General features: G+C 41.6%; 18 protein-coding genes. 13 read left to right on the forward strand and 5 right to left on the reverse strand.

The features are described from left to right. Positions 1–5: 5 nt before the first annotated feature. Positions 6–914, reverse strand: coding sequence for a gliding motility-associated ABC transporter ATP-binding subunit GldA (gene gldA, locus F3059_RS10605; protein WP_151169029.1), 909 nt, complete (start codon positions 912–914; stop codon positions 6–8). Positions 915–977: 63 nt separating this feature from the next. On the opposite strand from gldA, the gene rsgA reads away from it, so the two are divergent. From rsgA to F3059_RS10620, 3 genes are read left to right on the forward strand one after another with little or no spacing between them, the layout of a single operon-like run. Beyond that, entirely contained in the window at positions 978–1,910 is a 933-nt protein-coding gene (gene rsgA, locus F3059_RS10610; RefSeq protein ID WP_151169031.1) for a ribosome small subunit-dependent GTPase A, read from the forward strand. After that, positions 1,910–2,356 carry a D-aminoacyl-tRNA deacylase gene (gene dtd / locus F3059_RS10615; RefSeq protein ID WP_151169033.1) on the forward strand — a complete coding sequence of 149 codons (447 nt, stop codon included), beginning with the start codon at positions 1,910–1,912 and terminating at the stop codon, positions 2,354–2,356. The genes rsgA and dtd overlap by 1 nt, the downstream gene beginning before the upstream one ends. Further along, on the forward strand, positions 2,356–2,691 hold the full coding sequence (locus tag F3059_RS10620) for a nucleotide pyrophosphohydrolase (protein WP_151169035.1): 336 nt from the start codon (positions 2,356–2,358) through the stop codon (positions 2,689–2,691). Before dtd ends, F3059_RS10620 begins: the two co-directional genes overlap by 1 nt. Before the next feature lies 1 nt (position 2,692). Here F3059_RS10620 and F3059_RS10625 read toward each other — a convergent pair whose 3' ends face one another. From F3059_RS10625 to atpD, 3 genes are read right to left on the reverse strand one after another with little or no spacing between them, the layout of a single operon-like run. Beyond that, positions 2,693–3,655: an L-threonylcarbamoyladenylate synthase gene (locus tag F3059_RS10625; protein WP_151169037.1), complete on the reverse strand. Its 963-nt coding sequence runs from the start codon at positions 3,653–3,655 to the stop codon at positions 2,693–2,695. 59 nt (positions 3,656–3,714) lie between these two features. After that, the gene (locus F3059_RS10630) at positions 3,715–4,008 is read right to left on the reverse strand and encodes a F0F1 ATP synthase subunit epsilon (RefSeq protein ID WP_151169039.1); all 294 of its coding nucleotides are present in this window, start codon (positions 4,006–4,008) and stop codon (positions 3,715–3,717) included. A gap of 17 nt (positions 4,009–4,025) precedes the next feature. Continuing rightward, complete coding sequence (gene atpD / locus F3059_RS10635; protein WP_151169041.1) at positions 4,026–5,528, reverse strand: F0F1 ATP synthase subunit beta; 1,503 nt, start codon at positions 5,526–5,528, stop codon at positions 4,026–4,028. A gap of 177 nt (positions 5,529–5,705) precedes the next feature. Here atpD and F3059_RS10640 point away from each other — a divergent pair, with 177 nt between their 5' ends. Genes F3059_RS10640 through F3059_RS10660 form a run of 5 tightly spaced genes read left to right on the forward strand, consistent with a single transcriptional unit; the run spans position 5,706 to position 8,597 of the window. Further along, positions 5,706–6,638 (forward strand): bifunctional riboflavin kinase/FAD synthetase, encoded by a 933-nt coding sequence (locus F3059_RS10640; RefSeq protein ID WP_151169043.1) that lies wholly within the window; start codon positions 5,706–5,708, stop codon positions 6,636–6,638. Next, positions 6,611–7,216 carry a leucine-rich repeat domain-containing protein gene (locus F3059_RS10645; RefSeq protein WP_151169045.1) on the forward strand — a complete coding sequence of 202 codons (606 nt, stop codon included), beginning with the start codon at positions 6,611–6,613 and terminating at the stop codon, positions 7,214–7,216. The genes F3059_RS10640 and F3059_RS10645 overlap by 28 nt, the downstream gene beginning before the upstream one ends. Before the next feature lies 1 nt (position 7,217). Then, a complete protein-coding gene (locus tag F3059_RS10650) occupies positions 7,218–7,481 on the forward strand; it encodes a YkoF family thiamine/hydroxymethylpyrimidine-binding protein (RefSeq protein ID WP_151169047.1) in 264 nt (87 codons plus the stop codon). Beyond that, complete coding sequence (gene pnuC / locus F3059_RS10655; RefSeq protein WP_151169049.1) at positions 7,474–8,076, forward strand: nicotinamide riboside transporter PnuC; 603 nt, start codon at positions 7,474–7,476, stop codon at positions 8,074–8,076. Before F3059_RS10650 ends, pnuC begins: the two co-directional genes overlap by 8 nt. Positions 8,077–8,087: 11 nt before the next feature. Continuing rightward, on the forward strand, positions 8,088–8,597 hold the full coding sequence (locus F3059_RS10660) for an AAA family ATPase (RefSeq protein WP_170265154.1): 510 nt from the start codon (positions 8,088–8,090) through the stop codon (positions 8,595–8,597). Between the two features lie 294 nt (positions 8,598–8,891). On the opposite strand, the gene F3059_RS10665 is transcribed toward F3059_RS10660, so the two are convergent. Then, positions 8,892–10,061 (reverse strand): ATP-binding protein, encoded by a 1,170-nt coding sequence (locus tag F3059_RS10665; protein WP_151169053.1) that lies wholly within the window; start codon positions 10,059–10,061, stop codon positions 8,892–8,894. A gap of 949 nt (positions 10,062–11,010) precedes the next feature. Here F3059_RS10665 and F3059_RS10670 point away from each other — a divergent pair. The 5 genes from F3059_RS10670 to F3059_RS10690 all read left to right on the forward strand — a co-directional run bounded on the left by F3059_RS10670 (position 11,011) and on the right by F3059_RS10690 (position 16,438). Then, positions 11,011–11,514: a UpxY family transcription antiterminator gene (locus F3059_RS10670; RefSeq protein WP_151169055.1), complete on the forward strand. Its 504-nt coding sequence runs from the start codon at positions 11,011–11,013 to the stop codon at positions 11,512–11,514. A 1,067-nt stretch (positions 11,515–12,581) separates the two neighbouring features. Beyond that, positions 12,582–12,986, forward strand: a complete 405-nt coding sequence (locus F3059_RS10675; protein ID WP_223274597.1) for a hypothetical protein — start codon at positions 12,582–12,584, stop codon at positions 12,984–12,986. Between the two features lie 353 nt (positions 12,987–13,339). Then, on the forward strand, positions 13,340–14,623 hold the full coding sequence (locus tag F3059_RS10680; protein ID WP_151169059.1) for a nucleotide sugar dehydrogenase: 1,284 nt from the start codon (positions 13,340–13,342) through the stop codon (positions 14,621–14,623). A 384-nt stretch (positions 14,624–15,007) separates the two neighbouring features. After that, the gene (locus F3059_RS10685; protein WP_151169061.1) at positions 15,008–15,361 is read left to right on the forward strand and encodes a four helix bundle protein; all 354 of its coding nucleotides are present in this window, start codon (positions 15,008–15,010) and stop codon (positions 15,359–15,361) included. Positions 15,362–15,451: 90 nt separating this feature from the next. After that, positions 15,452–16,438: an SDR family oxidoreductase gene (locus F3059_RS10690; protein ID WP_151169063.1), complete on the forward strand. Its 987-nt coding sequence runs from the start codon at positions 15,452–15,454 to the stop codon at positions 16,436–16,438. The last annotated feature ends 52 nt before the right edge of the window (positions 16,439–16,490 follow it).

Consider the following 16,490-nt stretch of genomic DNA (forward strand, 5'->3'; position numbering starts at 1 on the left):
ATTGATTAGCCTTTTGTGAGTTTTTGGAATACATCTTCTAAGTTCATCTCTTCAGAGTTTAATTGCAATACTTTCATTTTTTGCTCAACCGCGAATTCAAAGATGAGCGGTCGTACATCGCTACCGGTTTCGCATTCTATTCGGTAATGTGTTCCGTGAACATTTTGAACGCGCGTTACACCTTCAATCTTATTGATGAGCTCAATGTTAGGATCAGTGTCAAATTCTACTTCGATGAGCTGAGAAGCACCCGAAACTTTTCTCAATTCAGTCGTGGGTTTGTCAGCGACAATTTCTCCTTTGTTGATGATGATGACGCGATCACAAATAGCCTCAACTTCCTGCATAATGTGCGTACTCATCATAACCGTTTTTTCGCGGCCGATGTTTTTAATCACATTCCTGATTTCCACAATTTGATTGGGGTCTAGTCCGGTTGTGGGTTCATCCAAAATCAATACCTCCGGATCGTGCAAAAGAGCCTGGGCTAGACCAACACGCTGGCGATAACCTTTTGAAAGAGCACCGATTTTTTTGTTTTGCTCTTTTTCCAGCCCAACCAAATCGATCATTTCCTTAATGCGCTCTTTCTTGTTCTCTACATTGTGCAACCCTGCACAAAAAAGCAGATACTCTTTGACATACATTTCGAGATATTGCGGGTTGTGCTCTGGCAGGTAACCGATGCTCTTTTTGACCTTCATCGGCTGTTCTTCCACATTGTGACCCGAGACGAACGCCTCGCCAAGAGTTTGCGGAATAAAACACGTCAAAATTTTCATCATCGTACTTTTTCCGGCACCGTTTGGCCCCAAAAAGCCTACAATCTCTCCCGGCTTCACCTCAAATGAAACATCATTTAAAGCCTTCTGCTCTCCGTATATTTTGGTTACGTTCTTTACTGTTATCGACATAGTTTGCTTTTGCGAATGGTCAAAAGTAAAAAAATACAATCTTCGCGTTGTAAATACTCAGTTATGGTTCATGGAGTAGTGGTAAAATCGACTGGTAGCTGGTACAAAGTGAGAACGCCAGATGGCCAGGTTTATGATTGCCGACTTAAAGGAAAGTTCAGGCAAAAGGGAATTAAATCGACTAACCCGGTTGCTGTGGGCGATGAGGTTGCCATAAAACTCAGTGATGACAACAGCGAAAATGTCATTACAGATATCGCTGATCGCAAAAACGCACTTATTCGTAAATCAACCAAACTCTCTAAACAAACACACATCATCGCTTCCAATGTCGATCAAATTGTGATAATCTCCTCAATTGTCGACCCCAAAGTGGCGTTCGGATTTATCGATCGCATTTTGGTGAGTGCCGAGGCTTACCGAATCCCGGCTCTGATCGTGTTCAATAAATTTGATCTTTGTCGGTCAGATCCTGCAATCGACACCCTTGCTGAAGCGCTGGCGATATACGATTTAGCCGGCTATCCGGTTCTGCTTACTTCAACCAAAACCGGGAAAGGTTTGGAGGAATTCAAAGCACTTTTACACGATAAATATTCGGTACTCACCGGGCAGAGTGGTGTGGGGAAATCATCGCTTATCAATGCTATTCAGTCGAATCTCGACCTCAAAACGGCAGATGTTTCGGGTTATAATGACAAAGGACAGCACACAACTACCTTTGCTGAGATGCACGAACTCGATTTTGGTGGTTTCATCACGGATACTCCCGGGTTACGTAGTTTTGGTGTTGTCGATTTTGAAAAAGAGCATTTGAGTCATTACTTTCCTGAGATGCGTGAGCGAATTCAGGACTGTAAGTTCAATAATTGCATGCACATCAACGAGCCAGGCTGCGCGATTAAAAAAGCAGTTGAAGAAGGTGAGATTGCAGGTAGGAGATATGATAATTACATCGAGATGTTGAATGACGATTCATTTCAAAAACAATTTTAATGAGGGCATTAATTCAGCGTTCAGGAAACGGGAAAGTTGTGGTTGATGACGAAGTTACGGGTGAAATCTCGAGCGGACTTGTCGTTTTGTTGGGAATCGGTCGTGATGATACTGATGAGGATCTCGATTGGATTGTTCGAAAAACCGTCAACATGCGGCTTTTTGAGGGATCTGACCAAAAAGAAGTTTCAGTGCTCGATACTGAAGGCGAAGTACTACTCGTGAGTCAGTTCACGCTGCATGCCAGTACTAAAAAGGGAAACAGACCTTCATACATCAACGCGGCAAAACCCGATGTAGCGGAACCGATGTATGAAAAAGCAATTCGTAAATTTGAGGAAAGTGGTGTATCGGTCAGAACCGGAAAGTTTGGAGCCCACATGGAGGTTTCGTTTACGAATGACGGTCCCGTTACAATTTGGCTCGATTCAAAAAATAAAGAATAATGGAAAAGGAAAAGTTTGAAGCCATCCAGGCTGAGGTTGACGATTGGATCAAAAACGTGGGAGTTCGCTACTTTAATGAGCTCACTAATATGGCTCAATTGAGTGAAGAAGTTGGGGAAGTAGCACGCATAATCGCCAGGAGATATGGTGAGCAAAGTGAGAAAGAAAAAGACAAGAACAAGGATTTAGGTGAAGAGCTGGCTGATGTAATCTTTGTAGCAGTTTGCCTGGCAAATCAAACGGGAGTCGACCTGCAAAAAGCCTGGGATGAAAAGCTACAACTCAAAACAAAGCGTGATAAAGAGCGTCATCAGAGTAATGAAAAGTTAAGGTGATTCAACTTTTAACCGAAGCCCGTTTAAGTCGGTCGTTGATTGCAAGACCCAGTCCTTTTTCAGGTACAGGCTCAGTAATTAATATCTCGATATTTGATTTTTGAAAGTCGCGGAGGTAACTGAATAAGTTTTGAGCTGCTTCGCTTAGTGATCCTGTTGGCGAAAGTACTTTTACTTCAATAACATTCTCAAAATTTTCAAACCTATTGCTGTCAAAAGCTAGTACCCCGACTTTTTTATTCTTGTGTTCTGATAAAAGCTTTTGGGTATCTCCAAATTCTACTTTAACTCCGGGATTGTAATGAGAACTGAGCATGCCCGGAGCTGTGGGGTTTGATGACGATGTTTTGACTCTTTTAACTTTCTTTCCAATTACTGATTCAATTTCTTCAACCGAAATGCCTCCCAATCTCAGCACTTCAACGTCATTATCTACGACTTTTACGATGGTCGATTCGAGACCTACTTCACATTTTCCTCCATCGAGAATGTAAGGAACCTTTTCGCCTAATTGGTTCTGAACGTGAAGAGCTGTAGTTGGACTGGTAAACCCAAAAGGGTTGGCACTTGGGGCTGCCAGTGGAAATGAGAGGTTTTTTAAGAGATCGAGCGTCAATTGATGATTGGGGATTCGCAGACCAACAGTATCGTGTCCGCTCGTGACAATACCGGGAATGACGTCCCGCTTTGGTAAGATAAAAGTGATCGGACCCGGGCAAAACTTTTCAGCCAGTCGATAGACGATATCACTTTCTACAACTGCATACTTCTCGAATTCATTTATATCATGAGTGTGTACGATCAACGGATCAAATTTAGGTCGCTGTTTGGCCTCGAAAATTTTGATGACCGCATCTTCATTGAGCGCGTTTGCTGCTAATCCGTAAACCGTTTCGGTTGGAATGGCAACAAGCTCTCCACGCGTTAAAAGTTCAGCTGCATATTTTTGGTCGGCCCCAATCATAAATTCACAAAAAAGGGGAAGTCAAAGCTTCCCCTTAAATTTAGAAATATCGATAGAAATTATTCTGCGAGAATAATAATCTTGTTTTTCAATACCTCCACAACACCACCGTTTATAGCAAAGTCGAATTCGGTATCCTTCGCGATATCCGTAATGAATTCGCCAGAAAGCTCATCGAATTGTTTGTTGCCACTCACCGATTGCTCGATGTAAACGCGACCTTTTTGAAGTGCGCTAATGAGCGGTGCGTGATTATTCATAACTCCAAATGAACCATCGATACCCGGCATTTTGACGTGGTCAACTTTGCCGCGATAGAGTAGTTTTTGAGGAGTTAAAACTTCGAGTAACATATTGCTTGTTCTTTAAATTAAGCTTCAGCTAACATTTTTTCACCGGCTTCGATTACATCATCGATATCACCTTTGAGGTTGAATGCAGCCTCAGGGTATTTATCGAGTTCACCGTCAATGATCATGTTGAAACCTTTGATTGTATCTTCGATCGGAACCAAAACTCCTTTGAGGCCGGTAAACTGCTCCGCTACGTGGAACGGCTGAGAAAGGAAACGTTGAACGCGTCTTGCGCGGTGAACAACGAGTTTGTCTTCCTCTGAAAGTTCATCCATACCTAGGATTGCAATAATATCCTGAAGTTCTTTGTATCGCTGAAGAATCTCTTTTACATCCTGAGCACATTTGTAGTGTTCATCACCTACAATGTCTGGAGAAAGAATTCTGGAAGTTGAATCCAACGGATCAACAGCTGGGTAAATACCGAGCTCAGCAATTTTTCTCGAAAGTACTGTTGTTGCATCGAGGTGAGCAAATGTTGTTGCAGGAGCGGGGTCTGTCAAGTCATCCGCAGGTACGTAAACCGCCTGTACAGATGTGATCGATCCACTTTTCGTTGAAGTAATACGCTCTTGCATTTCACCCATCTCAGTAGCGAGTGTTGGTTGGTAACCTACCGCTGATGGCATACGACCTAGAAGTGCTGATACCTCAGAACCTGCTTGGGTAAAGCGGAAGATGTTATCGATAAAGAAAAGGATATCTTTTCCACCGCCATCACCACTACCATCACGGAAATATTCAGCTAATGAAAGACCTGAAAGGGCAACACGTGCACGTGCTCCTGGAGGTTCGTTCATCTGACCGAATACAAATGAAGCGCGAGATTCTTTGAGTTTATCTTTATCAACCTTGCTGAGATCCCATCCGCCTTCTTCCATAGACTTCATGAAATCATCACCGTAAGTGATAATGCCTGATTCAAGCATTTCTCGAAGAAGGTCATTTCCCTCACGAGTACGCTCTCCAACACCGGCAAAAACACTAAATCCATCGTATCCTTTTGCAATGTTGTTGATGAGTTCCTGAATCAATACTGTTTTACCAACACCGGCACCACCAAACAAACCAATTTTACCACCTTTTGAATAAGGCTCGATGAGGTCGATCACCTTAATACCGGTAAATAGGATTTCAGAAGATACTGATAGATCTTCAAATCTTGGAGCTTCCTGGTGGATAGAACGGCTGTTCTCTCTCGATACCTGTTCCAAACCATCGATGTTGTTTCCAATCACGTTGAACAAGCGACCGTTTACTGCGTCTCCTGTTGGCATTGAGATTGGCTTGCCTGTAGCAATAACATCCATATTTCGCTGAATACCTTCTGAGGAATCCATCGCAATGGTTCTGACTGTATCTTCACCAATGTGTTGTTGAACTTCGAGTACAACAACTTCACCGTTTGGTTTAGTCACTTCGAGTGCATCGAGGATATCCGGGATACCTGTTTTATTATCGAAACGGACATCGATTACCGCACCAATTACCTGACTAACTTTACCTTTCATTTCAGACATTTCTGAGCTGAGTTTAATTACTTATGCCTTTAGTTAAATTCGGGTGCAAAAGTAGAATATTCTATGAATTAATTTTCCTTTGTGAATAACTTTATCACTTTTTAAAGAGCAATTTTCACAAAAGGCGATCATACTGTACTTTTTTAACAAATTTGCATCAAAATTTTATTGAGTCAGGTGAAAGTATACAGAGGTATTGATGAGTTTGAGAAGGTTGATAATGCGGTAGTTACAACCGGAACTTTTGATGGAGTTCACATAGGGCACAGGAAAATTCTCAATCGGCTTGGGCAAGTTGCTGAAAATGTGGATGGAGAGTCTGTTTTGCTCACTTTTTACCCGCATCCCAGATCTGTCCTACAGCCCGAGTCACAGATTAAAATGCTCAATACTTTAGATGAAAAAATAGACTTGCTCGAAAAGGCAGGTATCGATAATTTGATTATTCATCCTTTCACAAAAGAGTTTTCACGTACATCTTCGGTGGAGTTTGTTCGAGATATTTTGGTGAATAAGATCGGGACGAAGAAACTCGTAATCGGTTATGACCATCATTTCGGTCGGAACCGTGAGGGCAGTTTTGAGCACCTCAAAGAATTTGGTCCTGTCTATGGTTTTGATGTTGAGGAAATCTCTGCGCTCGATATAGATGAGGTGAATGTGAGTTCAACGAAGATCAGGAAGGCCCTGGAAGAAGGTGATGTGCAAACGGCTAACACTTTTTTGAGTTATTCTTATCCATTAAGCGGAAAAGTAGTTAAAGGTGAAATGCTGGGCAGATCACTCGGCTATCCTACTGCGAATATCGATATTGAAGAATCGATAAAATTGATTCCGGCTAATGGTGTTTATGCCGTTAAGGTGAAAGTTGGTGGGGAACAATTTAGTGGAATGCTCAATATTGGCGTTCGACCAACTGTTAGCGAGTCTCACGAAAAGTCTGTAGAGGTTAATATTTTCGATTTTGACCGCTATATCTACGGTGAGGAAATTACGGTAGAGTTTATACAGCGCATTAGAAACGAGAAAAAATTCAGTTCGGGCGAAGAGCTCGCGGAACAATTGAAACAAGACAAGGAAGCATGTCAGGAAGCACTCGGAGCACAATAGTTTTGCTGGTTCTGACCATGCTAGCTTTTTGGGGCTCTGACCATGAGCTCAATGCACAAGTTGATTCCAGTAAAGTTTATAAATCGATTGAAAAGGCTTCTGAAAACCCGGATGAAGTGTTTCACTTAAAGCTCAAATGGAACCGATACGAGTCTTTTCCAGCAGAGGTTTTTCAATTTAAAAATCTGATCTCACTCAATTTAGATCGCAACAGGATTGATTCGATTCCGGCTGAAATATCAAAGTTGAAGTCTCTCGAAAAGCTCAGTCTTGAGTTTAATAAATTGGTATACGTTTCTCCTGAAATTGCTCAATTGAATAACCTCAAAGAACTGAGACTCGGTGATAATGAAATAGCTACTCTGCCAGAATCAATGGGTGAATTGCAGAAGCTCGAGATTTTGAGTTTGTGGAGCAATAATATAGTTGAAGTACCCGGATCGTTTAAAAGTTTAAGTTCGCTGAAAACTGTTGATCTGCGACATATTCGCCATACCGAGGCTGAGCAGGGAGCGATAAGAGCTATGTTGCCCAATAATATTGAATTAAAATTTTCAACAACCTGTAACTGTGATTAATATGAAAGCTGTTGTAGAAATATCTATGTATCCATTGACTGATGATTATATTCCGCCAATTGATGTTTTCCTGGAAAAAATAAGGACTTATCCTGAGGTGAAAGTGTCAACCAACCCAAGCAGTACGCGAATAATTGGTGAATACGATGAGGTGATGAGTTGTGTAAACGAATCGATTAAAAACAGTTACGAAGGTGGTGTCAAAGCAACTTTTGTGATGAAAGTTCTGAATAATCCCGCAGAGAAAACAAAATGGGATGATTGAGGCGATCAAGTCTTCTTACCAGGAGATGCCCTGGATCGAGCTTATTGCGGTTTTATCAGGTGTTTTGTACCTGGTTTTAGCTGCATTTGAGAACATCTGGTGCTGGTTTTGGTCGCTGTTATCAGTTGTTTTGTACATGTACATTTTGTCCAATGCTAAACTGTGGGCAGAGACTGGTTTACAGTTTTATTATCTCGGAACAACAGCTTATGGATTCTATGTGTGGAAGTTTGGCGGAAGAAATAAGGCGGAGAAAGCCATCGAGAAGCTCGATATAAAGCAGCATTTTTTATTTTCCGGATTGATTGTTTTGGGAGCTCTGGGGCTGGGAAGCTTTTTACATTTCAATACTGATGCTTCAATGCCGTTTGTCGATTCTTTTACCACTGTTGGAGCTATTGTGGTCACTTACATGGTAACCCGAAAATATTTAGAAAACTGGCTGTATTGGATTGTAGTTGATGGAGTTGGTGTTTACATGTACTGGAGCAAGGAGCTTTATTTAACTGCTTTACTATTTTTGGCCTATACAATAATGGTTGTTTTCGGCTATTTCAAGTGGCTGAGAGATTATCACAACCAGGATTCAAATTAAAAGGGGGAATCTTGAAGAAAGTATTAATTACAGGTCCGGAGGCTACGGGTAAATCTAAACTTGCCCGTCAACTGGCTCAGCACTTTGATAGTGATTGGGTTGAAGAGTATGCACGAACTTATTTAAATAAAAATGGACCGGGCTATTCACGGTCAGATCTCGACCATATTCTTCGTGGGCAGTTGGATTGGATTCAGCAGGCCGAGAAGGGACAAAATGAATGTCTCTTTTGCGATACCGGTCCGGAGGTGATTTATATTTGGAGTAAGCATAAGTACGGGGTTGTTTCTAATGAGATTGAACGAGCTGCTGATGAATACAGGTTTGACAAAGTCTTACTGATGAATATAGATCTTCCCTGGGAGCACGACCCACTCCGTGAAGCACCTTCACTGGATGAACGAAGAATCATTTTTAACCGGTATGTCTCCTTTTTTCAAGAGCGAAATATCGACTATACTTTGATTTCTGGTAGTGGGCTGGATCGATTTTCTTCTGCGTTAAATTCTTTGAAGTGCTGATTTTGCAGCATTCTTGAAACGTTAAAATTCTGTTAAAACAATACACTATCTATACTCTAACTATGCTTGATCTATGCTTTTGGTATACGTGGGTTTGGAGTTGGGAGGTTGGGATGTTTGTTCCAGCCAACGGCCAATTGCAAACAGCTAAGGCCGAGGTCAAGGTCAAGGCTGAGGCTAAGGTTGAGGAGTAGAGTTCTAATGGTGCCCCCGGTCGTTGCGTCACGAGCTTTTAGAACTGACCGATAGCGTCAGTAGGTCTAAGTTCATCTAAGTCTTGACTTTCGTCAAGGACTAAGATTCACTAAGATTTGGGAGTTCTTGTTGTATGAAATGTGAAATACCGCACACCATTATGTTTTCACTTTTCATGTAGGGTTCTGACTGTGGTGTTACAATAAAATTTTTTGTTGTGTCAAGTCCTTTAATTCCATTTCTAAAACCTTTTGTGATTTTAGGAGCTGTTGAAAATTTCACTTCTACTGATGCAATAGGTTTTCCAGCTCTAGTGATCACGAAATCTATTTCTGTGCCTCCTCGCGTGCGGTAAAAGAACAGTTCAGTATTTTCAGGTTTGTTAGCTGTAAGCTGTTGTAGAATGAATGCTTCAAATGATGCTCCGGCTACAGGCATTCCCAGTAAGCTGTCATAATCAGGTATTTTTAGTAATCTGTGTAAGATTCCCGTATCCGTAATGTAGATTTTAGGGGATTTGACCAGTGATTTTTTCTTGTTAGATGAAAAAGGGCGTAGGGTTTGAATCATGAACGAACCTTCGATGAAGTCCATGTAGTTTTTAACTGTATGGTAGGTGATTCCGAGTGAGTTTCCTATTGCAGAAAGATTCAGTAGATTTCCGTTTTGCCAGGCTAACATTTCCCATAATCTTCGAGTCATAATGGGAGAAGTAGGCATTCCCAAAAGTGGCAGATCCCTTTCTATGTAGGTTTTTATGAAGTTTTCGAGCCGGTTTTTTGCTCTTTTCTCGGTAAGAGCCAGAATGCTATCGGGGAATCCGCCAAGGAAGTGAAGTTTTCGTAAATCAATTTCATCGATTTCATCAATTGAGAAGGGGTACATGTGGATATAGCTTACTCGACCTGCAAGACTTTCAGAACTTTCTCTCACGATATCAGGACTAGCTGATCCTAATATAATAAATCTAGCAGGGGTTTTATGTTCATCCACTTCAGATCTCAATATTTTGAAGAGGTCTGGCTTTGTTTGTATTTCATCAATGATAATGCATTTATCACGGTGTGATGCGAAGTACCATTCAGGATCAGAAAGTTTTTCATAATCTGATGGCTTTTCAAGATCAAGGTAGATACAATTCTTGAAGTCAGATTTCATTATTTGTTTTGCGAGCGTTGTCTTCCCTACTTGTCGCGGGCCTAAAATTCCTATAACAGGGAATTGTTCGGCAATTTCGAGTACTTGCTTTTGATATTTACGAACTACCATGATGTAAAAATAGAAATTATATTTCTAAATTTACATGATCATTGAGGTTAAATTAGATCGAGGGCGTTCTATTTATATTTTAGGTTTGCTTGGTGGTTAAGTTGTTAAGGGTTTGGAGTTGGGAGGTTTGAGGTTTGTATCGCAGCGGTCGCGAAGATTTTTTTATGTTAGTTCTGCTGAATAACGCAGCGTTCGCAACGAGTTCGCTGGCGCTCACTGTTTCTTTATAAACCATTAAGAGGTTAAGGGGCATTAAGGTTTGATTAAATCTGAATACCCTGCTGCCGAGCGGTGCACTGAGCACAGTCAAAGGCGGAGTCGAGGTATAGAGAGTTAATAGGTCGAAGCCAAGGTCTAGGTCAAGGTCAAGGTTGAGGCTGAGGTTGAGGAGGAGAGTTCTAATGATATTTTGACTTATTTGATTACTTAAGTCGCTAAGGGTCCCGACCCTGCGGGTCGAGCTTTTAGTGCTGACCGATAGCGTCAGTAGATCTGAGTTCATCTAAGCTTTGGCTGTGTTAAGTATAATGTCTAAGATCCCGTTCCTTGCGTCACGAGCTTTGAGTGTTTACCGATAGCGTCAGTAGATCTAAGTTCATCTAGTCTTTGACGTGGTCAAAGAGCAAGATTCACTAAGATTTGATGTTATTTCTGCTGGTGTCGCGGAGGTCGCGAAGTAGACACAAAGCTCACGGAGGGTTAATAAGTGCTTTTATCAGCTGTGAATTTTCAGGTTTCTTTGTGATTTGAAGAGGGTAGCTTATCAGCTATTTGCCAATCAACAGCTCAAATTGAATTGTTAGAAGTCGATATGACAATTTTATATATTTAAGTGTATTGGTTATTTGTGCTGATGGTTATGTTTGTGTAGTCAATCAGGTAATTGATTTTGTGATTGTTTAATAGTTTGAGTAAATTTGTTACTCGAATTAAGTTGATTGATTCAATCATGCCTGCACTCAAAAAAAAGTCTAAAGGACCTCAATGGTTCGTCATTTACACGAAATCCAGAAACGAGAAAAAGGTTGCTGAACGGCTCACGGATATGGGGTTTGAAATCTATTGTCCGCTCGTTAAGACTGTCAAACAGTGGAGCGACCGCAAAAAGAAAGTAGAAGAGCCGTTGTTGAGATCTTATGTTTTTGTTTTTATCGAAGAGCATTTGCGAGAAGGGGTTTTTGAAGTCCCCGGAGTTGTGCGGTATTTGTATTGGCTCGGAAAGCCGGCTGTGGTAAAGCAGGAGGAGATCGATGCGATGAAGAAATTCTTGAGGGAAATTCCGACCGAGAATGTCAAACTCGATTTTGAGAAGTACGATGAGGTTGAGGTGAAATCCGGAGCGTTTGCTGGTCAAACGGGTAGGTATCTCTATCAAAATGGAAATGAGGTCGTGTTGCAGTTGGAGAGTCTGGGGACTGTTGTGAAGGTTAGTGTTGGGGTTGAGAGTTTGTGATGGGGGGTGAATGATGAATGTTGAATTATGAATGTTGAGTTGGGTTTTTTGAGATTAGTGTTTAAAGTGGGGTAACGCAGCGCTCGCAGCGAGTTCGCTGGGGCTCACGTCTTTTAAACCATTAAGAAGTTAAGGGGCGTTAAGGGTCCCGACCTTTGCGGGTCGAGGATTTAAGAGCTTCTAAATTCTGACTTTTGGTCAGAATAAGAATCTCTAAGATTTGGAGTTGGAAGGCTTAGGAGTTTGGTTAGCCAACCAGCCAACCAGCCAACCAGCCAACCAGCCAACCAGTCAATCAGGCTAGAACGCTTGTGGTTCTGACCGTTAGTATAAGCAATAATGGGTTTTTTTGTTAAATTGAGTAGTTTTTTTGCACTAATTGCTTGCGTTTTTATGCTTGATGTGTGAAATTTGGGTCGAAATTGATTTCTGCGGATTTATCCGTGGATTTCTATGCTTTCAACTTGTTGGTTTTCAGTTTTCCGACTTGCTTCTGTGGGAGTGAGGAGGCGGAGCTGTGGGTGACGTTTAATGTTTAAAAAAGAGGTTACGCAGCGCACGCGGAGATGGTTTGATGTTAGCTCTGCTGAAAACGCGGAGAACGCAGCGGGTTCGCTGGCGCTCACGTAATTTAACCATTAAGAAGTTAAGAGGGATTAAGTTATGTGGCTTTTAACGCAGCGATCACTGCGATTTCGCTGCGGACGCAGCGTTACTGCTAAAAGACAATCGCTACCACATGATCTCACTTAACCTTGACCTTGGTCCTTTTCTGAAATTCTACACGTCAGTTTCCGAGGCAGGATAAGTTCGTAGTTTTATAAGAGTGGTTAGTTCTGAGTTGATTCTCGTCTCAAGATGATGGTATGATCGTTAAACCTGATTAAACATTAAACCAACTAAACCTACAATATACATTTTGCTAATATTTTTACTCGTTGCTAGATACTTTAATTACATCGAAGACCAGAGTTAAGTTACTGGTTAAGTTTTTTTTGAATCCGAAGAGCAGTGCTTATTTGCGCTCGCTTGAATCGGAGTTTGGAGAGAGTACGAATTCTATTCGCTTGGAGCTGAATAAGTTTGAGGAGGCTGATCTTCTCAATTCAACTATGAATGGGAATAGGAAAGTGTTCAAGGCAAATGAACGCCACCCTTTATTCAGTAATATTAATGGTCTTGTCAGAAAGCATCTCGGAATTGATGCTCTCGTTGAACATGTTGTTAAGCGACTCGGTGGGTTGAAGTTTGTTTATCTCACGGGCGATCTTGCAAAAGGAATTGATACGAATATTATAGACCTCATACTGGTTGGTGATGATATCAATCGGGTTTACCTCACTGAGCTTGTGGAGAAAGCTGAAAAATTAATCGATCGTAAAATTAGATTTGCGATTTATTCAATTGAAGAGCATGAGTCTGCCCGAATGGAGATTGAGAAGGAAGGTGGGCTTTTGGTTTTTAATGGGTGAGGTTGAGTTATTAGTGATGAATGTTGAATTATGAATTCAGAGAATGAGAGCGGGAGAAGAGATATGTTCTTTCGCGAGCTCAAGAACGAAATAGGAAATATGTTTTTCGCGGAGCTCAAAACGAGATAGTGAGAATGAGAGTGAGAGCGGAAGAGGACAAGTCCAGTAGCAAGTCTTGGATCTAAGTTCATCTAAGCCTTGACTTGTGTCAAGTATAATGTCTAAGACCCCGTTCCTGGCGTTACGAGGGTCTAAGTTCATCTAGTTTTTGACTGTGGTCAAAGAACAAGATTCACTAAGATTTAAATAAATGATATAGTTGAATGGCCCGTATGGGCTTTAAAAGTTTTTTTATGAAAAAAATTGCAACGATTGGTTTGGGTTATGTGGGTTTACCACTGGCGGTTGAATTCGCGAAAAAGTTTCCTGCTGTGGGCTTTGATATTGATGCTGATCGCGTTAAGGAACTCAACTCGGGTCACGACTCTACGCTGGAGGTCGAAGACGATAACCTGCAATCGGTTCTGACCGATAAACCTACTGATAAAGGATTGCAGATATCTGACAAGCTGGATGATATTGCTGATTGTAATTTCTTTGTGATTACTGTTCCTACTCCAACTGATAGATATAACCGACCTGTCCTTACTCCGCTCATCAAAGCGAGTGAAAGTGTGGGGCAGGTTCTGAAAAAAGGTGATATCGTTGTTTATGAGTCTACCGTTTATCCGGGTGCAACGGAAGAGGATTGTGTGCCTGTATTGGAACGTGTGAGCGGACTCAAGTTCAATGAGGATTTTTATGTAGGGTATTCACCTGAGCGTATTAATCCGGGTGATAAGGAGCATACGGTGGCTCTGATCAAAAAGGTGACATCGGGTTCTACACCGGAGGTTGCGAAAGAAATTGACGACTTGTATAAGGAGGTGATCACTGCGGGTACGCATTTGGCTCCGACCATTAAAGTGGCTGAGGCTGCGAAGGTTATTGAAAACTCACAGCGCGATATCAATATTGCGTTTGTCAATGAGTTGAGTAAGATTTTTGGTCTGATGGACATTGATACGAATGATGTGATTGAGGCTGCTTCTACGAAGTGGAACTTTTTACCGTTCAGACCCGGCCTGGTTGGCGGTCATTGTATTGGTGTTGATCCGTATTACCTGGCACAAAAGGCGCAGGAAGTGGGTTATCATCCTGAGATTATTCTGGCCGGTAGGCGACTCAATGACGGCATGGGCGAGTATGTTGCCGGTGAGGTTGTGAAGTTGATGAATCAAAAAGGTCGCAGAGTTGGGAAAGCTCCGGTATTGTTGCTGGGGGTTACGTTTAAGGAGAATTGTCCTGATATCCGCAATACGAAGGTGATCGATATTTATCATGAATTAGAGGAATACGGCTGTAAAGTTGATGTTTATGATCCGTGGGCTGATCCTAAAGAGGTGAAGGAGGAGTATGGCATAGATATTATTACTGATCAGAACCAGTTGCAGAAGGATCGTTATAAATCGATTGTTTTGGCTGTAGCGCACAGGGAGTTTATCGAGATGGATTTTGATTTGTATAAGGATGGTGAAGCTGTTGTGTATGATGTGAAGGGGGTGTTGGATAAGAGTAGGGTTGATAAGAGGTTGTAGGTGAGTTTGGAGTTTGAGGTGAAGGTTGAGGAGGAGAGAAGTTCTAATGATATTTTGGCATTATTGAGGGCATAAGTTTTTAAGGGGCCCGTTCCTTGCGTCACGAGGGTCTAAGTTCATCTAAGCTTTGGCTAGTGCCAAAGGCTAAGATTTACTAAGAGTTGAGGAGGAGGTGAAGGTTGAGGAGGGAAGTTCTAATAATGTATTGGGATTGCTTGATGGTTAAGGTGTTAAGGGGTCCCGACCCTTGCAGGTCGAGCTTTTAGTGCTGACCGATAGTGTCAGTAGATCTAAGTTCATCTAGTGTTGAGGTCAAGGTTGAGGTTGAGGTGAAGGTGCATTTATGAATACATTAAAACTTTATTTCTCATCAAAATATCACTTATGGTAGAGTCATTTATGGATGTGGAAGTGTGGAAGTTAGGTCATAAGCTATCCTTAGAGGTTTTTCGATTAACTAAGGACTTGCCCAAAAAAGAAGATTATGCTCTAACTTCTCAAATTAGACGTTCTTCAACCAGTGTTTCAGCTAACATAGCTGAGGGATTTGGCAGAAAGAATAGTAAAGATAAAATCTATTTTTATACTATTTCAAGAGGCTCAACTTTTGAAATTCAAAGTCATCTTCTCTATGGTGTCGAGATTGGCTATTTTAATGAGAAGTTTGGTAATAGAGTAATTGATGAATACGATGATCTAAAAAGGCAGTTGAATATGATCATGAAATCTCTAAGATAAGCTGGAATGATTTTCGTGTGAGGCTTATTTATTGTTTCTTCACCTTTACCTAAGCCTTCACCTTCTTTATTTTATAAGTACTTTAATATAATGAGTAAGCAAATAAGTTTATTGATAACAGGAGGAGCCGGCTTTGTAGGTTCCAACCTCGTTGAACATTTTCTCGATGATGATCGGATTGGGCTTGTGCGGGTGATCGATGATCTCTCAAACGGGTATTACGAGAATGTTGAGGAGTTTTTGGATCATCCAAAGTTTGAGTTTGTGGAGGGATCTATAACAGATTATCAGCTCTGCGAAAAGGTGATGAAGGGTATCGACAAGGTGAGTCATCAGGCTGCTTTGGGGAGTGTGCCGCGGAGTATTGAAAACCCGATGAATACGAATGAAGTAAATGTTGGCGGGACGGTTAATATTCTGCACGCGGCATTGAAAGCAGATGTAGAGCGTGTAGTTTGTGCGTTTTCAAGTAGTACTTATGGAGATAGTAAAGAACTACCCAAAGTTGAAGCGAATATCGGTAAGCCACTCTCGCCATATGCTGTTAGCAAAGTTACTGCTGAGCAATATGCCGATGTATTTGGCAAAACTTATGGCTTGAACTGGATCGGACTGCGGTATTTTAATATTTACGGCCCGAGACAAAATCCGGATAACCCATATGCAGCTGTCATCCCTATTTTTTGTAAGGCTTTTATCGAAGGAAAAGGAATTACGATCAACGGAGACGGGGAGACAAGCAGAGATTTTACATACGTGGCAAATGCCATTCAGGCTAATGACCGAGCCTTGTTTACTACAAATAAGCATGCTCTAAACCAGGTTTATAATACTGCCTGTGGGGATCAGGTTACATTGAATGAGATGGTTCAGATGCTCAGTGAGATATCAGGAAATGAAGTCCCCGTTCACTACGGGCCGGAAAGGCCGGGGGATGTGAAGCACAGTAGGGCTGATATTTCGAAGATCGAGTATTTGTTGGAGTACAAGCCGGAAGTAAGGTTTAAGGAAGGGCTTGAGAAGGTTTATCGTTGGTATGAGGAGGAGATTAAGAAGGCTGAGGAAGCGGGGTTGTGAGTGTTGAATGATGAATTATGAGTGATGAATGATGAGTGTTGAATTGGGGGTT

The organism is Salibacter halophilus, from assembly GCF_008806325.1.
Taxonomy (GTDB): Bacteria; Bacteroidota; Bacteroidia; order Flavobacteriales_G; family Salibacteraceae; genus Salibacter; species Salibacter halophilus.